Consider the following 22,571-nt stretch of genomic DNA (forward strand, 5'->3'; position numbering starts at 1 on the left):
AATGACTCAATTATTACCTTTTGGTGACTATATCACTAAAAAGTAGGTACTATTCATCTAGTAACTTTTCCTCCATAATAGATTGGAGAGAGGGTGCATGATATGAAAACGTATTACTGTGAACTGGAAGTGACATTAGAGGTTATTGGAGGAAAGTGGAAAGGACTTGTTCTATATTATTTAATAAAAGGACCTAAACGGACGGGAGAGCTTAAGCGGCTCATAAACAACATTTCACAGAAGATGCTGATTCAAACTCTTCGAGAGCTAGAAGCTGATGGATTAATTCATCGGAAAATGTACAATCAAGTCCCGCCAAAAGTGGAATATTCAACAACAGAGCTGGGTCAATCCCTTGAACCCATTTTGAAATTGCTATGTGGATGGGGCGGGCAATACGCAGAGCAATCCTATGCTCCAGGTGAAATTGAGATTTTGTATCCATAACCAGTAGTTAAAATCCAAGGTGACGGGAGATTAGGTGTGACTGTTGATTTCTAAACATTTTTGCATGAATATTACTTTTTTGAAGCCTGCTTTTACAGTAAATAAGCCGGATGTAAGTTCTTTTTTGATCATATAACCAAAACGCTCATATAATTTCTGTGCTGATGGATTTGTATCAACAACTTCAAGATTTATTTTGGTAATATGCATTGTTTTTGCAAGCTGTTCTACCTCCTTTAACAACAGTTTACCTATTCCAGTACCACGTGCCTTTTCAGATACTGCAATAGGGTCAATCTGTAATATATCCTCGTTGTACATATGGAACCTTAAATACAAGGTATAAAAGAAATATCGCCACATCGCTGCGAATGGAGGATAAACCTTCTGAAACGCCTTATATTTCGCAGGTGCAAAGGCTTTTTTGCCTAGATTGTAACCGAGAAAGCCAATGACTTCTTCATTTCGGATTGCATAGATACCTTGTTCAAATTGAATAGATTGAGCTAATAGCTCAACAGCTTGCTCTCTCGTTTTGGTAAAAAACCAAAGGTATTTTACTTTCAATGGAAAAGCTTCGTAAAATAAATTAGCCACTTGTGCTTGTTGCTGAGGATTAAGCTTCGATGTGATTTCAATTTGATCCACGGTAATCTCCCCTAACCTGCATTCTAAATTTTTTTGCTGTTCTATAGCTCATTTTCCTAGAAAAAAGCCAAGTGAACAATTCACATTTCTTAGAGGTTAAGGTACATTTCTTAGATAATGATAATGTCGGGTGGCTTAATTATCGTCACTGAGTTGAAAGGAGGAAATGAAGGTGAGCAGTAATCAGAACCAAAGTCCTCCCTTAAAAGTGGAATTTCTAAGAATCAAAGATGAGCCGTTTCGCTGGAGCAACTCCATTGAAGTGGTAATAGTGCTAGAGGGTAGCATTCAAGTAGCCATCGCAGACGAGAATAGGATATTGAGTGTTGGTGGACTAGAAATCTTCAATATCAATCAAGTTCATCGTTTGTCACATACCAATGATGAGAATTTGGTGTTACTTATCAATATTGATGCTGAATTGGCTAAGGATTACTGTTCAGATTTATCCACAGTCTGGTTTGCACACGAATTTGGCCCTGGAACATACTTAGGCTCGGAGCGAGTCAAAGAAATAACGGAAGCAATCTGCACGCTAATAACTCCAGTAGTAAACAACCAGAGTGAGCTACGCTTTTTGACTTTATTGAATATAATCGAGTCATTGTTGGATCTGCTTATAACGAATTTAGATGTCAAAAGAATGTTCGAAGGCAACCCAATCAAGCTGCAACGAATATGGAAAATCTATAATTATTTATTCAATAACCAAGGATACACCAACAAAGCTTCTCTGAATGAAATTGCCGAAATGACGGATGAATATTTGAATTTAGATTATTTATCATCACAATTTAAGTTATTAATAGGAGATACATTGCAAAATTTACTCCATTACTTACGCATCGAGCACGCGATAAAACGATTATTAACGACAAATCTAAGTCTCGTGGACATATCCATGGATAGTGGCTTTTCTTCCCCAAGATATTTCTATCAGAAGTTTAATAAGATTTTCCCAGAAGGACCCAAAGAATTTCGCCATGAAAATAAAAAAAAGCAAGAGATGATGGAGCACTTCAGAGAGAGTATTGATCCAGCATTCGTTCTTCCAAGGCATAAAGGGTTATTTCACAATCACGAAGCAGTAAGCAATATACCGAATAAATGGATAAACCTTGATCTATTTGGGTATTACGATCCGAGATCAACTTCTGTATATATGATCAGAATTACTGATTTACTCATAAGTAACTTAGATAACAATTTTAACCGGATTCTTCAGGTTCATGATTTAATTCCGTATCAAGTTTTTGGATTCGAAGAACCTTTTGATTTCACCTTTAACAAGGATGTACAATCACTAACGTGGTTTATGAACCAGTTTAGCGATAATGATATTCATCCTGCATTTATTGTGGGAGCAGATAGCAAACTTATGTCAGAACAGATAGCAGCAATACAACGATTGATTGAAAACTATGCCCTTATCTATGGAGCAGAATGTTTAAAAGGATGGAAGATTGAAATTCGATAACGCCAACCAAAGAACGCGGAAGAATGGCTAGCTCAAACTTGCTGGGTGTACGATCCGTGTTGGCACTGAGATTTTGAACGTTAGGCAGTAAAGTATCAAATACGGTTTTGTCGCTCCTCTCCTGTATTTTGGGATGCTCTTAACCTTTTCTTTTTTTGTAGTAGCATAAACGCCAGTAGTAGAAGTGGAACAAGGATTTGAAAGAAAGGGGAGACCCGCTTAACTGAAACGTTCAGACCCAGCCATATATACTCTGTATACCTGGGTGACAGAAAGGAGAGGAAGTAAATCGTTATGCCTGTAGGTAAGATTAATAATTTATACTTAATGTTTGTGATCCGGCTTAAACCTGTTACAGCACCAACAAAGAACGCTGCCATCTTAATACCTAAACCTAAAAAAAGAACCAGTGCAAAAAGGGCATCCATCCTCTCTAGAACTCCAGCAAATTGAATGAGCTGGATAGTTTCAAGTAAAGGGGTTGAAGTATTGGTAGCTATAGAGGATCCAAGAACGATAATATTGATTTGATTTATTATGGTTAAAAATATTGAGACTACACCATACGCAGTTAAAAGAGCTTTATTAAATTTGGAATCATGTTCGGTGATTTTAAAAAAAACTAAGAACAAGACAGTCTGTCCAAAGGGAAAGGACACGATCTCCGGGAAGGCTGCGCTCCATACAGGTGGTAGGCCTTTTTCGAGAATGGGTTGCATATTTTCAACGTGTAATAGACCCGCTGCAGTGATTAACACGATCAACACAGTGTAACTGAGAATAACAATGGGAAAAAGGATGGTACAGGTTCTCATAAGCACTTCAGGGCCATATCTTACCGTGTTTCCAACAACTAAGATGGCCACAAGCATGATAAAGGCGATAGGCGTTCTATTTAATAAAGTGAGAACCGTCACTTCTCCCATGTCGCGTAAATTGCGGGAAGTTTCGTACATAAAATGGATAGCGAACAAGAAACCAAGTACACTGCCAGGTATTTTGCCGATATAATATTGTAGGAGCTCGTATAAGTCTTTGCCCTTATCTAATTGATGTATCCAAAGATACATTAAGAGCAGGAAAAAACCTACACTTGCCGCGATGAGCATTGCTATCCAAGCATCCTGTTTAGCGTTTCCTCCCAATAGAAATAACGTGGTACTCCCTACTTCAAAAACGCAGAAAGTGACAACCAGATCAGATAATTTCGGGGTTAATTTGCTCAAGACGGATCTCCTCACTATAGGATCTTTTCGTTTAATCTAAATTGCTAAACGAGTTTTGCAGCATGCCGGGGCGCTTGATGATCACTTTAACGTGAATATTAAGTTCCATTTTTTTAAATTCATTATTCCAATCATCTTTGATCTCTTGCCAATGTTTCGGGTATTTACGATGAACTGTATCAGCATATCCCCCTAAATCTGTTCCAAGACGTTGCATGATTTTCCAACTGGCAGTTATCTCTTCCTTAATGTCCTTCCCAGCTTGATCTTCAACTTGTTTGACCATGGTATCTTTTGATAAATTGAGTTTGGACTCCGATTCACTGATATTTGCTTTAGCTTTAACATAAATGTTCATCACATAATGGTCACCGCTTTTAACTAAACGTTGCTTGGTTTTAGACTTCAAGATGGTAAGAGCAACAAGTTCTTTGTGTTTATGTTCTGATGTAGATATAGAAATGACAGTTCCTTTTACTTTATTGGTAATCCAGCTAAGACCACGACTCTCATGTTGATTCATACGTCCGACCAAACGACCATTTTGAATAATGGCGAGTTCTGTGAGTCGTAATTTCTCAGCTTGAGAAACCTTTTTATACGTATCCATGGTATCCAACTTCTTTTCTTTCTCCGTATCTCCTTTTCCAGAGACCATTATAATCGGAATACCTATGACCTTGGCTTCCGATTTCATTTTACTGGCATAGTCGAATATCGTAACAGGTGGAAATATAGATGAGGTATCTGCTTCTTTACGAAGAATTTGATCTATACTCTCACCAGGTATTTTCTCAGGAGGAATCAGTTTACGAAGAATAGTGCCAGCATGTTGATCCGATACAAGTAACCAGACGGTTTCGCGTGACTCTGAAGTACGTAAATAGGTATCGATTAGTTGATTGATTCCCTGATCCATAGCATCTTTTCCAATAACCACAACGTTGTTATGTGCAAAATAAAGTCTCCGGGGATTTTCTAAATTGGTTAAATTGGCTGCTTCAGATATGGTTTTGCCAACCGAAGAGAATACATTTACTGCAGGCTGAGAAGACCCGGAACCACCCCCTGTGTTGGAAGTGATTGAAGAGGGTACAATGACTTGATACGTAGCCACCCAATCCTTTCCTGTACGATCAAACCCCGTTGCAGAAGTAATGCCTATTTGATTGAGTTCAGTTCGATTCCAACATCCTGATAGCAGCAATGAAATACAACCCAATAGGTAAAATTTCTTGATTATCATTGTTCTTCATCCCCTTCATCACGTGTTAATTGAGGACTTGGTTTTTGATTAGATCCTTGTCTTATAGGGTTCCTATGACTAAAATAGGCAGGTCTTGTTCGCATGCTCCACCAAGGGAAGCGTAGTACAAGATCCTTCATATCTTGAAGTTTGAACGGGGCTGCTGGAAGAAGATAGGGAACCCCGAATGTTTGTAGGGAAACCAAGTGAACTAAGATGGGAACCAGCCCAGCTAAAATTCCAAATAGACCAAGAGACCCTGCAAGTAACATTAAGGTAAAACGCAATAGACGAACCGCGGCGGCCATGTTGATGGCTGGCATCACGAAGCTTGATATAGCTGTAAAGGAAACGACAATGACCATTGCCGCAGATACAAGTCCTGCTTGAACAGCTGCCTGTCCTAGTACTAGAGCTCCAACAATTGAAATTGCTGGACCGATGGCACGTGGCATACGCACCCCAGCTTCTCGAATCACTTCAAATGTCAATTCCATTAAAAATGCTTCAATGAGTGCAGGAAGTGGTGTATTCTCCCTCTGGGCAGCTAGACTAATTAATAACGTTGTTGGCAGCATCTCCTGCTGAAACGTAGTAACTGCAATGAAAATGGAGGGTAACAGCAGGGCAACTAAGAAAGAGGAGAAGCGAATTATCCGTAAAAATGAGGCGATATCATACCTTTGATAATAGTCCTCACTGGAGATGAAGAACCGAAAGAAAGTTACAGGGGCTAGTAAAACAAAGGGAGTCCCATCAACGATTATTGCAACTAATCCTTCTAATAATCCGCCAGCAACTGCATCTGGACGTTCAGTGTTCATAAGTGTTGGGAATGGCGTATACACTCCGTCTTGAATGAATTCTTCAATATATCCGCTTTCAAGAATGCTATCTGTCTCAATGGATAGAAGTCTTTATTTTACTTCAAGAATTATCTCTGGTTCAGCAATTCCTCGAATAAATGCTACAGATACCTTAGTTTTTGTATATTCACCGATCGTTAGAGGATCAAAGCGCAAATCTGGTGTGCGTAAAATTCTGCGTAATAAAGCCATATTTGTGGAAATGTCCTCAGTAAATCCTTCTTTGGGTCCGCGAAGAACAGTTTGGGATGTAGGTTCCTCAATAGATCTTCGAGCCCCACCTCCTATGGAAACGGTAAATACGGTGTTTCCTTCACCGACTAGGATGATTGCTTGTCCTTCAAGCACAGATTCCAAAAGTTGATTTTTATCAACTGACTTTAAGCTTCCGATCGGAAGGTGGTTCTTAATCCATGCTATCGGATCATCTTCTGAGCTAATCGGACTATTCGCCAAAACATCTAGCATCGTAGTTAGTAACTGTTGATCTATAAGTCCATCTATGTAAATGATGGTCACATCGATATCAGTCTGTTCTTTAAAACCGGCAAGGGAACGGATCATTACATCAGGGCTATCGCCTAACTTTTGTTGTATCCAATCCAAAGTGTTTAATTCCGGAACATCTGGATGATCTTCGGGACATTCTTTACTGGAGTGGTTAATCAAGTATTTCCGGTTCCCATTAGAAGATTTAAAGTTCTTTAATCTTTGAAAGAAGCTCATAAGAAACCCACTTTGCATTTTTTTGTGATATTTGTTAGTTAAGTAACTTTGTTAGTTAAGTAACTCCATTCATCTATCATGCTCTGAAAAGTTCTTAAATATGAATAGATCAATTTTACGTATCTTGTTTACTACCTGATAAGGAATTATGCCTTTAAATCATACATACCTGAGCTATGCTCGTTGGGGATTTATGGAATTTAAGGAAGTGGAAATCCTTGTAGAGGGTCAGTAACTCGAAAGTTCTCCACTATTATGGCGTGGAGTTTTGCCACTAAATATCACTGACATTCGTGTATTGTCCGGGGCGATCTTGTTGATTAAGTCCTCGCGATAGAAAAACATGCTTGTCCTCCATCCAAGTGAATAATGCCCTTAGTTTCTGCCTTCTTTTTCAAACAATGTGATTATCTGCAGAACCACTGTTGTTAAAAGAGAGTGTTGTACCCTTTGTTTATATTCATACAGGTAGGTTATATAAATTTAGAAGTTATCAACCATACCAATGGAGGGATTCATATGTTTAGACACCAGAAGGAATTACAATTCGAAGTAAAAGTAGATCACCCGGATCCCGTATTTGCTCGTAAGGTTCAAGAAATATTGGGTGGACAGTTTGGAGAAATGACGGTCATGATGCAGTATCTTTTCCAAGGGTTCAATTGTCGAGGAGAGGAAAAATACAAAGACATGCTTATGGATATCGGCACCGAGGAAATCGGACACGTTGAAATGCTGTGCGCACTGATTAGCCAACTTCTTGATGGTGCATCACCGGAGGAACAACAAAAAGCAGCTGAAGATCCTGTAACAGCAGCGATCATGGGTGGAATCAATCCCCAACATTTACTTGTCAGCGGGCTGGGCGGTTTACCTACAAATTCTACCGGCGTACCTTGGAATGGATCATACATTGTAGCCAGTGGTAACCTTCTTGCAGACATGCGCTCTAACCTACATGCCGAAAGTCAAGGCCGTCTCCAGGTTGCGAGATTGTATCACATGACCACCGATGAAGGTGTTCGTGCAACGTTCCGCAAAATGTTGGCGCGTGACCGGTATCATCAATATCAATGGATGGCAGCCATCCAGGAACTGGAAGAAAAGAACGGAGTGGTAGTACCGGCTTCTTTCCCACCAGAGGCTGAACTTGAATCTCAGCCAGAAGCCTATGAGTTCTGGAATCTCTCCGAAGGCAACGAATCAAGCGAAGGTTTATGGGCTAAAGGAAGTGCACCAGATGGTACAGGAGACTTCGTGTACATTTCCAATCCAGTTCCAAAAGGACAAGTCTACGAGCCTGTCATTCCAGCCACAGAGCTTCATCATGATCTTGATGGAAAAGCGAGCGATAAGTAATGTTAACCGACTAAAAATATAGTATCACTAATTTTATATATGTTTCTTTTTCATTAACATGGGTATTAAATGAATATATAACTATATTTGGAGGTGTTGGATAATGGCGAATAAAGAACTCGCTGTACATGAAAAGCTTGAAATCCATGAGCTGTTAACCCTCAAAACATCTTGTGCCACGAAAGCCGTGACGATGTTGGAGCTTGTCAAAGACGATAAACTAAAATCCTTAATTGAAAATGATTTGGACAACTCTTCCAAAGCGATTGAAGAATTGAAATCTCTATTGAAATAAGGAGGGTTCTAATTATGTCTACTACGATGACCAAAGAAATGCTGGTTAAAGCTATTAAACCAATGGATGATCTTGCAATTGCTACTGATCTACTTCTGTCTGCTAAGTCAGCAGTACGCACCTATGCGATTGCTCTTACAGAAGCGGCTACACCCAGAGTTCGGAAAGCGCTAAGATCCCAGCTTGATACAGCGATTGATACTCATCAAAAAATTGCAGATTACATGATCAAAAATGAAATGTATCATCCTTATAGTATTGAGGAACAGGTTGAGCATGATCTGGAGAAATCCGATAAAGTTCTAGGATTGGTGAAAGAAGTTTAATCTCTCGGATACCTTCAGAATTAGATAATAAAAAAATAGAAGTTTCATTAATTGGCGACTTTTCCCTGAATTCAATCGGGGAGAGTTCGCCAATTTTATTTGTGAAACGTTCCTTGTTAAAACAAAATGTACTACACTACATACAAATTGAGCATGCGATAAAACTAAAAGTTGTGATTGCGTTTAATGAATTGAATAAGAATCAGGATCACTAATGTATTATTTGTATCTTTGTGAGTAATCTAGTGACGAGTTTGTATAAGGCCAGTTGTAGAGAATGTATATTGAGCATGGCCTCTAATATGGAGTAAAATCTATTCAGGCAAAATGATAATGATTATCATTATACATAAGCGAATTATTTTGCTACAAAACATAAAACATCTAGGAGTGGATTAGATCATGGGTAAATGGGGAGTTATGAAAACAGGATGGATGTCGCTTATAACGGCAGCAATGATTACGGTGATGGGTTGCGGCTCGGCAGGCGAGCAAGCTGCGGCTCCAGTGACAACCGATCAGCAGGCACAGACCACTGCAGCATCAAACGAGGTACCGTCTCAGGCGGAAACGCGCGTTGTAAACGACGGCTTCGGAGAAGTAGAGGTCCCAACCAATCCGAAACGAATCTCTGCTCTCTATCGTGAAGATTACTTGGTGGCGCTTGGGGTGACACCTATTGTTCAATATTACAACCCAATGTGGGGCAAGCAGGATTATTTGAAACTGGACGTACCGTTGTTCGATGTGACCGGCAACATCGAAGCTTTGCTTGTAGCAGATCCCGACTTAATCATCGCCGCTGGAGAGGTTGATGCAGCACAATACGAACTCTATTCCAAGGTTGCGCCGACGTTCCGCATACCGGACGACGTACTTCCAGATTCACGGAAAACATTGACCTTAATCGCGGAATTGCTTGGTCTGAGTGACAAGGCGGAGCAAGTTCTTGCCGATTACGATGCACGTATTGTCGATGTGAAGGCGAAGCTGAACGCAGCGATCGGCGATGAAAAGCTGGTTGTTTTACGGATGAACGTGGTAGACAAATCGATAAATATTTTCGGTATTCATAACACGTTTGTTGGACAACTCTTGTATGAGGATCTGGGGTTGAAGGCGCCGGGATTTGCTGAAGCGATGACGGATGGAAATATCGTCTTGTCGAAGGAGGTCGTTCCAGAGCTTGACGCAGACCATATTATTATCCTCCCGTCCAACGGAACATGGGATGAAGAGAGTAATGCCAAAGCGCTTGAGGAAATGAAGACAGATCCGTTATGGAAGAATGTTCCTGCATTTAAGAATGGCCATGTGTATCCAGTAGAGAGATCTTATTGGCAGGCTGGAGCTATTACAGCTAATGGATTAAAGATGGATGACTTACTTCGCTTGCTGACTCCTGGCAGTAAATAAGAATAATCAAGTTCATTGGCGGACTCATCGCCATAATGAGGAAAGAGCCGCTTGTCAACGAAGGTTGATAGGCGGCTCATTTTATTTTAAACTATATTTATTGAGAATGAATATCAATTAAAAGGCGGTTAATAGAAACGATGGATATTGAACAGCACAAACAAGCCGTGATGGCTCCTCGAGTCCAATATGTGCTGCAATCGATTCACTTCATCGTTGCTGGTGAGCAAGCGGAAGTGAATGAATTGCACGACAGAGAACGAAATGATCAAGAATGCTATGAACTGATTATTATCATGAGCGGAACGGGACAGGGAAAATGCTATTTAAGGAGTCCTGGGAGTCTGCTCTCTCTTGATCAAGAACTTATGAGCTGCAACTATTACCAAGTTTGCTTTGTAACGAACGGCTGTGCTTCAGCTTCGAGCTTGATGCCAGATAAAGATGACCTTGTCTGCTCACCTTTTGCGAAGATGATCGAATTGCTTGATGAATTATATGGTCTTCGTGGAACGAGAGATGAACTTGAAGTATTCCAACGGTTTGTGAGATTCCAAGAGCTATTGCTCTTCTTATTCCGGCAGAATGCACTTACGTGCGAAGATAAGGGTACGGATATTGAACAGCAAGGCGTGGAGCTTAGCATACAGCATATTCATCAATACTACCGCGAGCTTCTAACTGTAGAGGAGCTTGCATCTCTCGCAGGTATTGATCGCTGGAAATATACCCGTCTGTTCAAAGAGGCTACGGGTCAAGTACCTCTCCAGTACTTGAATGAAGTACGCATTAATCAAGCCAAGAGGTGGCTCACAAGTGCTGATGATAAGTTGCTCGATATTGCGCTGAATGCAGGCTTTAACAATGAATATTATTTCAATCGTCGTTTCAAGCAGACGGTAGGTATTTCGCCAGGACAATATCGCCGTAGCCGGAAGGGACAGCTTAGAGTAGTCGCACCGTATTTGGAGGATTTTATCGTTGCTCTGGATATGCAGCCTATCGCCCAGTATAGTCATGCAAAGTGGGGCAAACAAGACTATCTAGGCTTAAATCATATTCCAACGTTCGACGAGAATGGCGGTAACTTTGACACACTTTCCAGTTATAAACCGGATCTAATATTACTTATGGATCGTTATGAGCAGCAGCAATATTCGCAGTGTCGACGCATATCCAACACGTGTATTCTACGTGAGCAGACCAATAACTGGCGTACACTGCTGCGTACCGTTGCCGATTATTTTGGTCGGACGGAGTTAGCCGATGATGCGATCGCCAAGTATGATTTCAAGGCAAGGAGCGCGAGTCATACACTGAGTCAGATGATGAAAGGTGAAACGGTTGCTTTTCTGCGTATTTCGGCAGATCACCTCATTCAGTATACCGATGAAGGCCAAGGTTTTGTTTCAACTGTCCTTTATGGCGATGTTGGTTTACATTCCCATGCGGCAGTAGGTGTATTTTCTAAGGCAAATAGACCAGGTATGTTCAATCTCTCCGTAGATGACTTACATAAGCTAAATGCGGATCATCTGTTTATTACATTTGATAAGTGGCACAGCCAGGCCGAAGGTAAGGAGAGGGAACTTCTGCAGCAGCCAGAGTGGCTTGATCTACCAGCTGTACGGCATAACCATGTTTACGAAGTGGATTTTCTAACCTGGATGAATAACGGGATTATTTCAAATAGCAAAAAAATTGATGATATCCTACGATCGTTAGCTTGATATAGCTTGGTTTATAATTTCAGTTGCGACTGGAAGGTTTTCATTCTCGATTTTGTACAAAGCAACCGTCGATTCTGTCCATTGTTATTCGGAAGTCGTCGAAGCTACAATGAAGTTGATAATGATTATCAATATCTTGGGCGTTAGATGAACCGGCTGGAGGAGGATACGGATTGACAGAACAGCTTGAATTATACGATGTGACAATTATTGGCGGTGGTCCTGCAGGAATGTATACTGCTTTTTATAGTGGAATGCGCCATTTGAAGACGAAGTTAATCGAAGCCAAAGACGAACTTGGCGGGCGGATGCTGATATATCCCGAAAAAATGATATGGGATGTTGGAGGGGTTACACCGATCCTATGTGAGACATTAATTGCACAATTGTCTGAGCAGGCGAGGACGTTCGACCCAACCATTGTATTTGGTCAGCACATTATCGGTTTGGAGAAACAAGCGGATTCAACGTACATTTTGAAGGCAGCAACGGGAGAGAAGCACTGGACACGGACAGTCATTTTGGCAATTGGCCGCGGTATTCTCCGAATGGCGAAGCTTGAGCTGGAAGGGGCTGAGCGCTACGAGGTATCCAATCTGCACTATACGGTGCAGGAGCTGGAGCCATTCAGAGGAAAGCGGGTGCTTATTTCAGGTGGGGGGAATTCGGCTGTTGATTGGGCGAACGAGTTAGTTCCTATCGCTGCTCAGGTTACAGTCGTACATCGGCGCGATCGTTTCGGTGGACATGAGAAAAACATCGCTCGAATGAAGGAGTCTTCTGCCGAGGTCTTAACGCCATATGAAGTCACGCAATTATACAGCGGTAATGGGAATTCAATTGAACGAGTGACGATTGCACATATCGAATCAGGGGAATCACGCGAGCTGGAAATAGACGAGGTTATTGTCAACCACGGTCTAAAATCCGATTTTACAGGTATCAAGGATTGGGGACTGGATATGGACGACTGGAACATATTTGTCAGTCCGAAACTGGAGACGAACTTACCGGGCATCTTCGGTGCTGGCGACTTCGCCAATTACGAAAGTAAGCTCAACCTGATTGCTGGAGCGTTCACGGATGCGGCTTTAGCGCTTAACAGCGCCAAGCTGTATTTGGATCCCGAGGCGCCGAGAATGGCCTATGTATCGTCTCATAACGAGAGGTTTAAAGAAAAAAACAAGGCGCTTGGCGTATCTGTTGAATAGAGGTTTGCTATCATTAGGGCGAAGTTGTGAGAAGAGATTTTCAATTGAATAATTCTTGATCCGATCTGAGCGCCAGTTGGCGCTTTTTTTTGATGTAAATAACGAAATAAAGGAGAGTTCCTTTGAAATGTAAAAGTAACGCTAACTATTGTTGCGGATTCTATTATGGATATAAATAGAAAAAAGTTGACTAGTAAGCGTTTTCAATTTATTATAACTATTGTTAACTAATCGATAAGGTAAATAGTTGTTATATTAAATGGTAAATTTTCAATAATGTTAAGTTACAGTTGAGAGTTAAAGGTTGCAAGAGTTTTGAATGAAAGCTTGGCGTGTCTCTAGGATTTTAATTAACAAATTCTTATTAGAGTCTGTTAATTGAGATAAACAAATTTTAGGAGGATAAACGCATGGTCAAATGGAAGAAATGTACGATCTTCACTGTAATTGCTGCTCTTATGTTAGCGGTATTGGGAAGTACAGCACCTCAAGTATCAGCTGCTAGTGGTTTTTATGTCAGTGGTGGTAAGTTGTATGATTCTACAGGTAAGCCTTTTTACATGCGTGGTATTAACCATGGACATTCGTGGTATAAGGATGATCTGAACACCGCTATTCCTGCCATTGCAAAAACGGGTGCAAATACAGTTCGTATTGTTTTATCCAACGGTACGCAATATACGAAAGACGATTTAAATTCCGTTAAAAATATCATCAATATTGTGAATGCGAACAAAATGATTGCTATCCTTGAAGTGCATGATGCAACAGGCAAAGACGATTATAATTCATTAGATGCTGCGGTTAACTACTGGATTAGCATTAAGGAAGCACTGATTGGCAAAGAAGATCGTGTCATTGTAAATATTGCTAATGAGTGGTACGGAACATGGAATGGAAGTGCGTGGGCAGATGGGTATAAGAAAGCTATTCCGAAATTGAGAAATGCGGGAATTAAAAACACACTCATTATTGACGCAGCTGGCTGGGGACAATATCCACAATCGATTGTAGATTATGGACAAAGCGTCTTCGCGGCTGACACTCAGAAAAACACGGTTTTCTCCATTCATATGTACGAGTATGCTGGCAAAGATGCTGCTACGGTAAAAGCTAATATGGAAAACGTTCTGAACAAAGGGTTAGCCTTAATTATTGGTGAGTTCGGTGGATACCACACTAATGGAGACGTTGATGAATATGCGATTATGAAATATGGTCAGGAAAAAGGGGTAGGCTGGCTGGCTTGGTCCTGGTACGGTAATGGCTCAGGGCTGCAATATCTAGATATGGCCACTGGTCCTAACGGAAGCTTGACCAGCTTCGGAAACACTGTAGTGAATGACACGTATGGGATCAAGAACACTTCAGTTAAAGCAGGTATTTTTTAATAGTAATGAGGAACAAAAATATAATTACATTGAAAGTCGCTAATCTAGTTAGCGGCTTTTCTTAATTTATCGCTACAATTTTGAGTCCAATATAAAGGAAGAGAGCATTTATCCATTGTTAATTATAAATCTAGTAGGTACCTATATTGTATGTTATGATACATAGGAAAATAGAACCAGTAAGGGAGTGCTAGATATGAACAAAAAGGTACTTGTAACTTCCGTGTTATCTCTGTTTCTTCTATCCAGTGCAACAAGTGTGCTTGCTCATCCGGGGAGAACAGATTCTAATGGCGGTCATACGTGTTGGACAAATTGTGCCAAATGGGGATTAGAGTACGGAGAGTATCATTATCATAATGGTGGTAGTTCTTCTTCAAGTAGCAAGTCATCAGGTAGTTCTTCTTCATCATCTTCTTCATCATCATCTTCCAAAAAAACAACCCCAGCAAAACCCAAAGAAACTAAACCGCAATATACGGAATCTTCACTAAAAGTATATGTGAATGATAAAAAAGTAGATTTTACTAACAAACCTGTTCAATATCAAGGGAGTAACTTGCTTCCCTTACGAGACATTGCCGATGCATTAGATGCAACATTTACATACGATCAAGATACTGCAACGATAGGTCTAACAAAAGATAAATTCAAGGTAACTTTGACCATGGGGAGTAAAACCGTATTTTACAACGGAAAGGCTTCTACATTAAGCACAGCTCCAAAAGTGATTAACGGGGTTACGTATATTCCAGTACAATCGATTAAAGGATTAGGCGCCACTCTGCAATTGAATGGTAGCAAAAACACATTAAATATTGAGATATAAATGAAGAGGAGGGCAGAGGCTCTCCTTTTTGTATATCAATTCACTGTTATAATCTCAAGAAAATTTAGGTTATATGATGAAGCTACAAATGAAAATGATGCTTGTTTTTATCGAAAAAAAAAGAGTTTAAAGCATCGGAGCAGATTTTGTTCAAAAACGGAGTTCAATTAAAGAGGAAATGTACTTAGAATTCTGGAATATGTAAATTCAGTCTATTATATTGTTTTGAGCCTAACCCAATTTGTTAGGAGTGATTAAGAATGCGTATTGAAAATGAAAAATCCTTCAATGGTGAAAGACTAAAGCGAACTGTAGAGGTTGGAGGACTTACGAGAACGCAACTTATCCAGAAGTTACAGCAAAATACTATCTTAATGAATGAATTAGGAAAGAAGCTATTAGCTGATGATAAATTTAGAACATCCGAAACGAAGTATAGTGTGGAGATCGTAGAACTAACCGTTGGTGAACTTGGTTTTCCAGATGGAGCTACTACGAGTCGAATCTTTGCGAAAGCGATTGAACTAGATTTGGAATTGTGTCCGCTAGAATTAGGACCTTACCTAAGACTAGTGTATCTGGATCAGCCTGAGGGTTATTCGGGAAAACCTGTGCAACAACATAGAGCTCCAGTGGGTTCCGTCACGATTGCATCGGAGATTCTAACTGATGACGAGGGTTTTCCAAAAGGATTCTATCTTAGAAAAATGGATGGCGTATTATGGCTACGTGGATACTGCGCTGATCATCTGCACGTCTGGAATCCTGATGATCATTTTATCTTTAGACAATCAGATAAGACATTGAAGGATTGAATTTAAGCATTGTTTTTGGTTACTCGTGGCTGAAAAGTTCAAACAAGTTGACCTTCCATGACCCATTGGCGGTAGTTAGTATATTCCATCCTGATGTTTGTCAATTTGAAAAAGGTTTTGTCCATGTTAAAGCCCATGAGGAAACTTTTTGGGAGGTACTTCGTTCCGAGGATTTTCCGAGGAAATGTGTATCTAAAACATATTGAATACAAGACGTTCAAGAGCAATTACCTGTTCTTATCAAAGTCGCTAAGTTAGCGGCTTTTTTTGTTACATTTCAATTGGACATGAAATGTGCTTAATCCAAAGTAGTGTAATTCCAACTTCTAAATAATGTATAATTTAATAGATGCAAATGTGAATACATTGAATGGAGGATTAGGAATGAACAAATATGTCTTACATATCGTTGCGAGTCTATTTTGCATATTACTGCCCCCTATTGGTCTCTTATATGGTTTGTGGGACAGCAGCCAACCCAAGGTAGGACCTGTTGGAGATGGAAATCCTATTTATCCTACCATACCTCAATGGATATCTATTGTGTCTCCTTTTATTGCGGGAATAATTAATCTACCATTTGCCATTATGCGGTACAGACAACACAAAAAGACTAATGAAAGTAATAAAGGTTAGTACTTGCTGTGCTAACAACTAAAATGTTGACTGGTGCTAAGAAGATTTAAGAAGAGTTAAGAAATCCGCACTGTAATGCTGGATTTAATATTGGAAGAGGAGGATGATGGATATGGCCAAATTAGTGAGTGGACTTACATTCGTTTTGGTACTAATATTAATCGAACAAAATAACGCAGATGACTCAGCATCAAACCTAATTTGGATTAGTCAAGATCAGGATAGTGAAATAATTGTCGCTGGCGTAGCTAAGACTAAGTTTGAGAAGTCATTTCAAAATAAAAAAGTTGAAGTATGGATTAAAAATCTAATAGCCCAATCATCACCCCCACAAGCTCTAGCTGATAAAGTTAAGATTGAATACTAGGGAAGATGGATAGGGCTATAATCATGTAATTCAAATGCTGAGGTGCAGTTACAATGAGAATTTTAAAGGAATTTGACCTAGACTTACCATATACTATTAATGATGAAATTATTGAATCTGTAATGAGAACACAAAAATGTGATTACAACGAAGCAACGAAACTAGATTATGAATTGAATTGGAAATGGAAAAGACGTTCATTTAGCTTAGAAACGCGTTGTATTACAGCGATGTATGAACGTTTATTCGGGAGATACCAAACGAACGATTGTTGGAAAGTCCTTATAGAATGTGTAGAAGACTCTTCAGACAAAAGAATTATCAACGATTCAGGCGTATGGTCGGTGCCAATTCAATTTAATTTAAGTGAATTTAGTGCAAAGAGTGAGTTGGAGAAGAAAAAGACTACGCTTCAACTGCTAATGAGCGGAATCGAGAAAATTGCTGTATGTCATAATTGGCGAGTCGAACCATTTAAGGAGACAGCTCTAAAAATTGAAGAGTTAGGATACTTAAACGAATGGACTTGGAAAAAAGCCATAAAAAGCCCGAATAAGAAGTGCAATGCTACAGTGATATGCCAGCATAACGTGAAAACGATGGATATATACATAGCTATTTCACATCGAGATGGTACGCAAGTGCTTTTAGAGAAGGTAAAATCAGATCAGCCAGATGAATTTGCCTATGCTAGACATTTAGGTGAACTTGCATGGGAATCCGATTATGAAGTGGCTTTGATTAATAAAAAAGGTAATGAAAAATTTGTAGTAGCCATAAAGTAACTTTATATATTAATCAACTAGTGAAGCCTTCTTAAGCAAAAAGGTAATCAGTATCTAACTTCCCATACCTGCAATTACATCCTGATGCAAAAGGTTGTCCACTAATTTATTCGCCAAACTTTACGCCAGTCAATTGTTCACTAAGTTTCCCCAGTCGGTCTGCAGCTTCAGGATCTATGGCCCAGGGCAAAACACCTGGCATTTCTTCTGGTGTAGACACCGCTTGAGCAATATCCACATCCAAGCAATATACTCCGCCCATATCATTCAGAATAGAGCTGGTTGCACACCACACACTTGTCGCTGCACCTTGAGCTTCTGTTTTGAGATCATTTCCAAAATCCAATCCTCCGAGCTCTTCTTCGGACAAGAACCGGGACAGATCTGTATAGATTGCGCCAGGATGGACTGAGAACGCACGGATACCGTGACTATAACCTAATCGGTCTAATGAAACTGCAAAGAGAGCATTAGCTGATTTGGATTGCCCGTAAGCTTTCCACTTATCATAGGGGTGATGCTCATAGTTCGGGTCATCGAACTCCACGCCACCCAATACGATTCCTGAAGAGGATACAGATACGACTCTAGCGTTACCTGCTTTTATCAATGCTGGCCATAAGCGTGCTGTTAACTGGAAATGCCCCAGATGGTTTGTGGCAAATTGAGATTCATATCCACGGGAATCCCGTGTTAATGGAGGAACCATGATCCCCGCATTGTTAATCAGAATATCAATCTGGCGTCCTGTATCCAGGAAGCGCTCTGCAAACGTATCAATAGACTCCAGATTGATCAGGTCAAGCTCTGCCAATTCCACACGTGGGAATATCCAATAAGGCATCGCGTGCTTTGTCCATAGAACGAGCTGGTACTACGACTGTTGCACCGGCTTCCGCTAACGCACGAGTGGTCTCAAGTCCGATTCCCGAGTACCCGCCAGTTACTATGCAAATTTTATTGCTGAGGTCGATTCCTTTCAGTATATCTTTGGCCGTCGAATGTTTATCGAAGCCACTAGAAAGGGGCTTCTGCGGAGTAATATTGTAATTTTGGTTTGATGTCATATTCAGAGCTCCTTATTGTTCATTTGGTTTAACATTATACATACTAGAGTCAACTATAGGTCAAGGAAAACACAAAGTGCTTTTCTTCATTGCAGATATATTTAGTTAGTTAAATGATCTTTTACCCATCCAAAAAGGAAAGTACGGGAACTGTGTGGAATAATTATACAAATTCATCATATTTGGAGGTTGTACAATGGCTTTCCCGACACATATCGTATCAGCAGGTGGAATTGTAGAAGATGGAGACGGAAATATCCTTTTAGTAAAAGCTCATGATGATGGATGGGTGTATCCTGGGGGTATAACTGAAGTTGGAGAAAATCTGATTGATGGAGTCATTCGTGAAATCAAAGAGGAAAGTGGAATAGAAGCCACGGTCAGTCATTTAATTAGTGTTGTTTCGAATACAGCAATCCATAAGTGGTATGACGGCGTGACTGATGTTCCTACGAAGGTCATGTTTGATTTCGTCTGTCAAGCTACAGGTGGAGCGTTAACTACGTCTGATGAAACGAGCGAATGTAGATGGGTTCCAAAGGAAAATGTGCTGGACTTGATTACTTTACCTGGAATCCGTATGCGTTATGAAGCCTATCTAAACTTTAACGGGTCTGTGAGTTATATGGAGTATGTCACTTCGTCAATGACAGAATTTAATGTGAAGCTTCAACGGAATGTTTAACTTGATGAGGAACGCATATAAAACTATCGTGAACTGTAACTTTATGACGACAAGAGTAACAGCCGATCAGCATGATCGGCTATTTATGAAGAATTAACGGCAGGCACTCTCTACTACATAAAAAGAGCCAGTGAGAATACAGTCATTCTCGACTGGCCAATACTACAGCAGCTCATTGGGTAGCGTATGTTGGAAAACATGCTAGCTTTTAATTTTTAATTTTCTACTTTAGAAAACGGAAATTTATTTTTCAAGAAATCCTTATATGTCATTGGTTTTTGGCCAATTAGACGTTCAAGATCCCCAGATGTTTCCGAGAATTCCCCAGTGTTGATCGCTCGCACCCAACCTAATAAGAAGTCGGTCATAGGGACAGGTAATCCATTCGCTACCATCGTGTCTGAATATTCTGTTTCGCTAATTGCTTCATAAGGGATGTGTATCCCATGAATCTCAGAGAGTGCTTCAGCAATGTCCGCAAATGAGCTTCCTTCGCTGCCACTTAGCGTATATGATTTATTTTCATGACCGTCCTGAGTGAGAATAGCTACGTTGGCTGCAGCCAAATCATCCAGAGATGCAGCGGCTACTTTACCCAACCCCTCTGGTACTTTTACGCCGACTTTAAGTGGATCTCCATAATACGAATGCATGACTTCAAGATACGGTGGATTCCGTAGAATCGTATAGGCTAATCCGGATGCTTTAAGCGCTTGTTCTGCAAATATATCTGACATCGTGACTTCAGGAATGATAAGATTTGAATTTTCTTTTCGTATGATCGACGTGAAGATCACTTGTTTCACACCAGCCTGTTTGGCAGCTGCGATGACATTGAAATGTTGTGTATTGCGGTCAGTAAATGCTTGCGCGGAAATCAGCATCACTTTTTCAACACCATTAAACGCTTGCAGAAGGGAGTTATAATCCAAATAATCGCCCTGATGAGCTTCTACACCTTCTTTAACATACCTTTTGATTTGTTCGGACTCGGTATTACGTACCAATACAGCGACCTGATTGAATGGCACTTTAGTAAGAAGAAGCTCTAGTGTCCTGCTGCCGAGATTACCTGTTGCTCCAGTAATAAGAATTTTCCCCATCGTAATAACCCCTTTGCTTTGATCGTTTTATTGAGAAACGGCTTTGCTTTTGTTCATGATCACTAGGCTCATTATGTACTATGGTTTACTTTAAAAATAGTACGTACTTTTTGGTTATATAGTAACCAAGAAGTGATAATTATGTGATGAGAGGGATCGTGAGTCCAGAGGCTCATATTAACGTAGGAATCATTAATTCAGGAGTAACGATTAGGACGGGGAGTATCCGTACATAAAAATAAATTGCGATATTCACCTAGTAGTTAAGTGAAAAATGCTGAACTTAATATAAAATAGTGCTAAAATATGGTTGAGTAAATTGAATGCGTTTACAATTCTGGAATGCCATAAGGAAAGGTGGAGGGTTCGTTATGCAAAACGCGATGCTTCATGAACCTGTGCCCCAATGGGCACGGTTTGAACTTCAGTTGTCTGGCTCAACTGAAGGTAATCCTTATCTGGATACCGATTGGACGGTCATTTTTCGTCATGACAAGATTGAACAGAAGGTTTCCGGTTTTTATGCTGGAAACGGGGAGTATGTGGTCAGATTCTTGCCATCTGACATTGGGGACTGGACATATGAGACGTTTAGTAATCTTCCCGAGTTGAATGGGTTGCAAGGAAGTTTTACATGTATACCGGCAGCAGCTTCGGTTCACGGACCGGTCGGAACCCTGGATGAAAATCGTTTTGCTTATGCGGATGGCACACCATTCTATCCGTTTGGTACAACTGCTTATGCATGGATATATCAATCAGAGGCATTACGTACGGCAACGCTGAACACTCTTGCCGAAGGGGCATTTAATAAAATTCGCATGTGCTTATTTCCGAAAAATTACTCATTTAACGCGGAGGAACCTACGTTTTTTCCATTTGTCGGCTCTTCCGAAAAGGGCTTTGATTATACTCGCTTCAACCCCGTTTACTGGGAGCACGTTGAGAACTGTATCGAAGCATTGCTTGAGCTGCAGATTGAAGCGGATCTGATTTTGTTTCACCCATACGATAGGGACGATGGGGCTTCGATCGTATGAATGCCCAGGAAGATAATCGTTATCTTCAATACGCAATTGCACGGTTGGCGGCTTACCGGAATGTCTGGTGGTCAATGGCGAATGAATATGATTTTATGAGTGAAAAAGCGATGTCAGATTGGGATAGGTTGATTAGTCTCGCTGCAGAGGAAGATCCGTATGCACATCTGCTATCCATTCATAACGGTACAGCCATGTATATCCCAGAAAGTATAGTTATGTATGATCATAGCCGTCCGGAAATTACACATTGCAGCATTCAGCACTGGGACGTCACGTTAGTCACTTCATGGAGAGCTCAATATGGGAAACCTGTGATCGTCGATGAATGTGGATACGAAGGGAACCTGCAGCAGCGATGGGGCAATCTTAGTGCGGAAGAAATGACGCACCGGATATGGGAAAGTTTTGCACGAGGTGGTTATGCCAGTCATGGTGAGACTTTCTTGCATCCAGAAGATGAGATCTGGTGGGCCAAAGGCGGAACGTTATACGGACGAAGTCATGAACACATCCGTTTTCTTCGTCAAGTGGCGGAGCAAATGCCAACTGACACTATGCCCATTCCGCTCCGCGACGTACCAGTAATGGGGGTAGAGGGTGAATATTACTTACATTATTATGGTCAACACCAGCCAGGATACCGAGAAGTAGACCTACCGGAAGACCGAGAATTTGTTGCTGAATGGATCGACACGCAGGGGATGGTGTTTACAAGGCTGATGGAGACGTACCGAGGAAAGAGCCGAATTCCTTTGCCTAGCCGACCTTACTTTGCGTTGCGCTTAAGTGCTGTTCAACCAGTTGTAGAGTAAGCAAGTAAGACAGGAAGAAGGCATCTAGTGACTCCTAAGCGAACGATTCCATTTCTAGGTTAAAT

The 22,571-nt window shown here is 40.6% G+C and carries 23 protein-coding genes and 1 pseudogene; 17 read left to right on the forward strand and 7 right to left on the reverse strand.

Annotated features, from left to right (window positions below; all coding sequences use genetic code 11):
• Positions 1 to 102: 102 nt before the first annotated feature.
• Positions 103 to 447 (forward strand): winged helix-turn-helix transcriptional regulator, encoded by a 345-nt coding sequence (locus tag ASD24_RS02525; protein ID WP_056691034.1) that lies wholly within the window; start codon positions 103 to 105, stop codon positions 445 to 447.
• Between the two features lie 30 nt (positions 448 to 477).
• On the opposite strand, the gene ASD24_RS02530 is transcribed toward ASD24_RS02525, so the two are convergent.
• The gene (locus tag ASD24_RS02530) at positions 478 to 1,095 is read right to left on the reverse strand and encodes a GNAT family N-acetyltransferase (protein WP_056691037.1); all 618 of its coding nucleotides are present in this window, start codon (positions 1,093 to 1,095) and stop codon (positions 478 to 480) included.
• 172 nt (positions 1,096 to 1,267) lie between these two features.
• Between ASD24_RS02530 and ASD24_RS02535 the strand changes: the two genes are divergently transcribed.
• Positions 1,268 to 2,572 (forward strand): helix-turn-helix domain-containing protein, encoded by a 1,305-nt coding sequence (locus ASD24_RS02535; protein ID WP_056691040.1) that lies wholly within the window; start codon positions 1,268 to 1,270, stop codon positions 2,570 to 2,572.
• Between the two features lie 95 nt (positions 2,573 to 2,667).
• Here ASD24_RS02535 and ASD24_RS02540 read toward each other — a convergent pair whose 3' ends face one another.
• From ASD24_RS02540 to ASD24_RS02550, 3 genes and pseudogenes are all read right to left on the reverse strand, one after another.
• Complete coding sequence (locus tag ASD24_RS02540) at positions 2,668 to 3,798, reverse strand: GerAB/ArcD/ProY family transporter (protein ID WP_056691043.1); 1,131 nt, start codon at positions 3,796 to 3,798, stop codon at positions 2,668 to 2,670.
• Positions 3,799 to 3,829: 31 nt separating this feature from the next.
• Positions 3,830 to 5,044, reverse strand: a complete 1,215-nt coding sequence (locus tag ASD24_RS02545; RefSeq protein ID WP_056691046.1) for a Ger(x)C family spore germination protein — start codon at positions 5,042 to 5,044, stop codon at positions 3,830 to 3,832.
• A pseudogene (locus tag ASD24_RS02550) lies at positions 5,041 to 6,636 on the reverse strand (spore germination protein). The gene ASD24_RS02545 and the pseudogene ASD24_RS02550 overlap by 4 nt, the downstream one beginning before the upstream one ends.
• 519 nt (positions 6,637 to 7,155) lie before the next feature.
• Here ASD24_RS02550 and ASD24_RS02555 point away from each other — a divergent pair.
• The 12 genes from ASD24_RS02555 (at position 7,156) to ASD24_RS02610 (ending at position 17,796) form a co-directional block, all read left to right on the forward strand.
• Entirely contained in the window at positions 7,156 to 7,995 is an 840-nt protein-coding gene (locus tag ASD24_RS02555) for a manganese catalase family protein (RefSeq protein WP_056691049.1), read from the forward strand.
• Positions 7,996 to 8,098: 103 nt separating this feature from the next.
• Positions 8,099 to 8,290: a hypothetical protein gene (locus tag ASD24_RS02560; protein ID WP_056691052.1), complete on the forward strand. Its 192-nt coding sequence runs from the start codon at positions 8,099 to 8,101 to the stop codon at positions 8,288 to 8,290.
• A gap of 14 nt (positions 8,291 to 8,304) precedes the next feature.
• Positions 8,305 to 8,616, forward strand: coding sequence for a spore coat protein (locus ASD24_RS02565; RefSeq protein ID WP_082560244.1), 312 nt, complete (start codon positions 8,305 to 8,307; stop codon positions 8,614 to 8,616).
• A 402-nt stretch (positions 8,617 to 9,018) separates the two neighbouring features.
• Positions 9,019 to 10,032, forward strand: coding sequence for an ABC transporter substrate-binding protein (locus ASD24_RS02570; protein ID WP_056691054.1), 1,014 nt, complete (start codon positions 9,019 to 9,021; stop codon positions 10,030 to 10,032).
• 140 nt (positions 10,033 to 10,172) lie between these two features.
• On the forward strand, positions 10,173 to 11,762 hold the full coding sequence (locus ASD24_RS02575) for a helix-turn-helix domain-containing protein (protein WP_056691057.1): 1,590 nt from the start codon (positions 10,173 to 10,175) through the stop codon (positions 11,760 to 11,762).
• Positions 11,763 to 11,935: 173 nt separating this feature from the next.
• Entirely contained in the window at positions 11,936 to 12,973 is a 1,038-nt protein-coding gene (locus ASD24_RS02580) for an NAD(P)/FAD-dependent oxidoreductase (RefSeq protein ID WP_056691060.1), read from the forward strand.
• Positions 12,974 to 13,431: 458 nt separating this feature from the next.
• On the forward strand, positions 13,432 to 14,364 hold the full coding sequence (locus ASD24_RS02585; protein WP_442952579.1) for a glycoside hydrolase family 5 protein: 933 nt from the start codon (positions 13,432 to 13,434) through the stop codon (positions 14,362 to 14,364).
• Positions 14,365 to 14,560: 196 nt separating this feature from the next.
• On the forward strand, positions 14,561 to 15,193 hold the full coding sequence (locus ASD24_RS02590) for a copper amine oxidase N-terminal domain-containing protein (RefSeq protein ID WP_056691066.1): 633 nt from the start codon (positions 14,561 to 14,563) through the stop codon (positions 15,191 to 15,193).
• A gap of 260 nt (positions 15,194 to 15,453) precedes the next feature.
• Positions 15,454 to 16,008 (forward strand): hypothetical protein, encoded by a 555-nt coding sequence (locus tag ASD24_RS02595; RefSeq protein WP_056691069.1) that lies wholly within the window; start codon positions 15,454 to 15,456, stop codon positions 16,006 to 16,008.
• A gap of 333 nt (positions 16,009 to 16,341) precedes the next feature.
• On the forward strand, positions 16,342 to 16,644 hold the full coding sequence (locus ASD24_RS02600; protein WP_235540289.1) for a hypothetical protein: 303 nt from the start codon (positions 16,342 to 16,344) through the stop codon (positions 16,642 to 16,644).
• 112 nt (positions 16,645 to 16,756) lie between these two features.
• Positions 16,757 to 17,011 carry a DUF3221 domain-containing protein gene (locus ASD24_RS02605; RefSeq protein WP_056691075.1) on the forward strand — a complete coding sequence of 85 codons (255 nt, stop codon included), beginning with the start codon at positions 16,757 to 16,759 and terminating at the stop codon, positions 17,009 to 17,011.
• Between the two features lie 53 nt (positions 17,012 to 17,064).
• A complete protein-coding gene (locus tag ASD24_RS02610; RefSeq protein WP_056691078.1) occupies positions 17,065 to 17,796 on the forward strand; it encodes a hypothetical protein in 732 nt (243 codons plus the stop codon).
• A 106-nt stretch (positions 17,797 to 17,902) separates the two neighbouring features.
• Here the strand turns inward: ASD24_RS02610 and ASD24_RS02615 are convergent, their stop codons facing one another.
• Positions 17,903 to 18,640, reverse strand: coding sequence for an SDR family NAD(P)-dependent oxidoreductase (locus tag ASD24_RS02615; protein WP_327205215.1), 738 nt, complete (start codon positions 18,638 to 18,640; stop codon positions 17,903 to 17,905).
• Positions 18,597 to 18,863 (reverse strand): SDR family NAD(P)-dependent oxidoreductase, encoded by a 267-nt coding sequence (locus tag ASD24_RS31485; RefSeq protein WP_442952575.1) that lies wholly within the window; start codon positions 18,861 to 18,863, stop codon positions 18,597 to 18,599. Before ASD24_RS31485 ends, ASD24_RS02615 begins: the two co-directional genes overlap by 44 nt.
• 196 nt (positions 18,864 to 19,059) lie before the next feature.
• Between ASD24_RS31485 and ASD24_RS02620 the strand changes: the two genes are divergently transcribed.
• Positions 19,060 to 19,548: an NUDIX hydrolase gene (locus tag ASD24_RS02620; RefSeq protein WP_056691080.1), complete on the forward strand. Its 489-nt coding sequence runs from the start codon at positions 19,060 to 19,062 to the stop codon at positions 19,546 to 19,548.
• Positions 19,549 to 19,763: 215 nt separating this feature from the next.
• Here ASD24_RS02620 and ASD24_RS02625 read toward each other — a convergent pair whose 3' ends face one another.
• Complete coding sequence (locus tag ASD24_RS02625) at positions 19,764 to 20,651, reverse strand: SDR family oxidoreductase (protein ID WP_056691082.1); 888 nt, start codon at positions 20,649 to 20,651, stop codon at positions 19,764 to 19,766.
• A 371-nt stretch (positions 20,652 to 21,022) separates the two neighbouring features.
• On the opposite strand from ASD24_RS02625, the gene ASD24_RS31380 reads away from it, so the two are divergent.
• A complete protein-coding gene (locus ASD24_RS31380) occupies positions 21,023 to 21,691 on the forward strand; it encodes a DUF5060 domain-containing protein (protein WP_327205216.1) in 669 nt (222 codons plus the stop codon).
• Positions 21,688 to 22,506, forward strand: a complete 819-nt coding sequence (locus ASD24_RS31385; RefSeq protein WP_327205217.1) for a DUF5605 domain-containing protein — start codon at positions 21,688 to 21,690, stop codon at positions 22,504 to 22,506. Before ASD24_RS31380 ends, ASD24_RS31385 begins: the two co-directional genes overlap by 4 nt.
• Positions 22,507 to 22,571 lie beyond the last annotated feature (65 nt).

This window comes from Paenibacillus sp. Root52 (assembly GCF_001426865.1).
Lineage (GTDB): Bacteria > Bacillota > Bacilli > Paenibacillales > Paenibacillaceae > Paenibacillus.

Excerpts from the sequence above, each read along its gene's own strand:
- ASD24_RS02555 (WP_056691049.1), top strand. The coding sequence starts at position 7,156 with ATGTTTAGACACCAGAAGGAATTACAATTCGAAGTAAAAGTAGATCAC.
- ASD24_RS02565 (WP_082560244.1), top strand. The coding sequence starts at position 8,305 with ATGTCTACTACGATGACCAAAGAAATGCTGGTTAAAGCTATTAAACCA.
- ASD24_RS02570 (WP_056691054.1), top strand. The coding sequence starts at position 9,019 with ATGGGTAAATGGGGAGTTATGAAAACAGGATGGATGTCGCTTATAACG.
- ASD24_RS02590 (WP_056691066.1), top strand. The coding sequence starts at position 14,561 with ATGAACAAAAAGGTACTTGTAACTTCCGTGTTATCTCTGTTTCTTCTA.
- ASD24_RS02560 (WP_056691052.1), top strand. The coding sequence starts at position 8,099 with ATGGCGAATAAAGAACTCGCTGTACATGAAAAGCTTGAAATCCATGAG.
- ASD24_RS31485 (WP_442952575.1), bottom strand. The coding sequence starts at position 18,863 with ATGACATCAAACCAAAATTACAATATTACTCCGCAGAAGCCCCTTTCT.
- ASD24_RS02575 (WP_056691057.1), top strand. The coding sequence starts at position 10,173 with ATGGATATTGAACAGCACAAACAAGCCGTGATGGCTCCTCGAGTCCAA.
- ASD24_RS02625 (WP_056691082.1), bottom strand. The coding sequence starts at position 20,651 with ATGGGGAAAATTCTTATTACTGGAGCAACAGGTAATCTCGGCAGCAGG.
- ASD24_RS31380 (WP_327205216.1), top strand. The coding sequence starts at position 21,023 with ATGCAAAACGCGATGCTTCATGAACCTGTGCCCCAATGGGCACGGTTT.
- ASD24_RS02615 (WP_327205215.1), bottom strand. The coding sequence starts at position 18,640 with ATGCCTTATTGGATATTCCCACGTGTGGAATTGGCAGAGCTTGACCTG.
- ASD24_RS31385 (WP_327205217.1), top strand. The coding sequence starts at position 21,688 with ATGAATGCCCAGGAAGATAATCGTTATCTTCAATACGCAATTGCACGG.
- ASD24_RS02605 (WP_056691075.1), top strand. The coding sequence starts at position 16,757 with ATGGCCAAATTAGTGAGTGGACTTACATTCGTTTTGGTACTAATATTA.
- ASD24_RS02620 (WP_056691080.1), top strand. The coding sequence starts at position 19,060 with ATGGCTTTCCCGACACATATCGTATCAGCAGGTGGAATTGTAGAAGAT.
- ASD24_RS02525 (WP_056691034.1), top strand. The coding sequence starts at position 103 with ATGAAAACGTATTACTGTGAACTGGAAGTGACATTAGAGGTTATTGGA.
- ASD24_RS02610 (WP_056691078.1), top strand. The coding sequence starts at position 17,065 with ATGAGAATTTTAAAGGAATTTGACCTAGACTTACCATATACTATTAAT.
- ASD24_RS02585 (WP_442952579.1), top strand. The coding sequence starts at position 13,432 with ATGTTAGCGGTATTGGGAAGTACAGCACCTCAAGTATCAGCTGCTAGT.
- ASD24_RS02545 (WP_056691046.1), bottom strand. The coding sequence starts at position 5,044 with ATGATAATCAAGAAATTTTACCTATTGGGTTGTATTTCATTGCTGCTA.
- ASD24_RS02595 (WP_056691069.1), top strand. The coding sequence starts at position 15,454 with ATGCGTATTGAAAATGAAAAATCCTTCAATGGTGAAAGACTAAAGCGA.
- ASD24_RS02600 (WP_235540289.1), top strand. The coding sequence starts at position 16,342 with ATGTATAATTTAATAGATGCAAATGTGAATACATTGAATGGAGGATTA.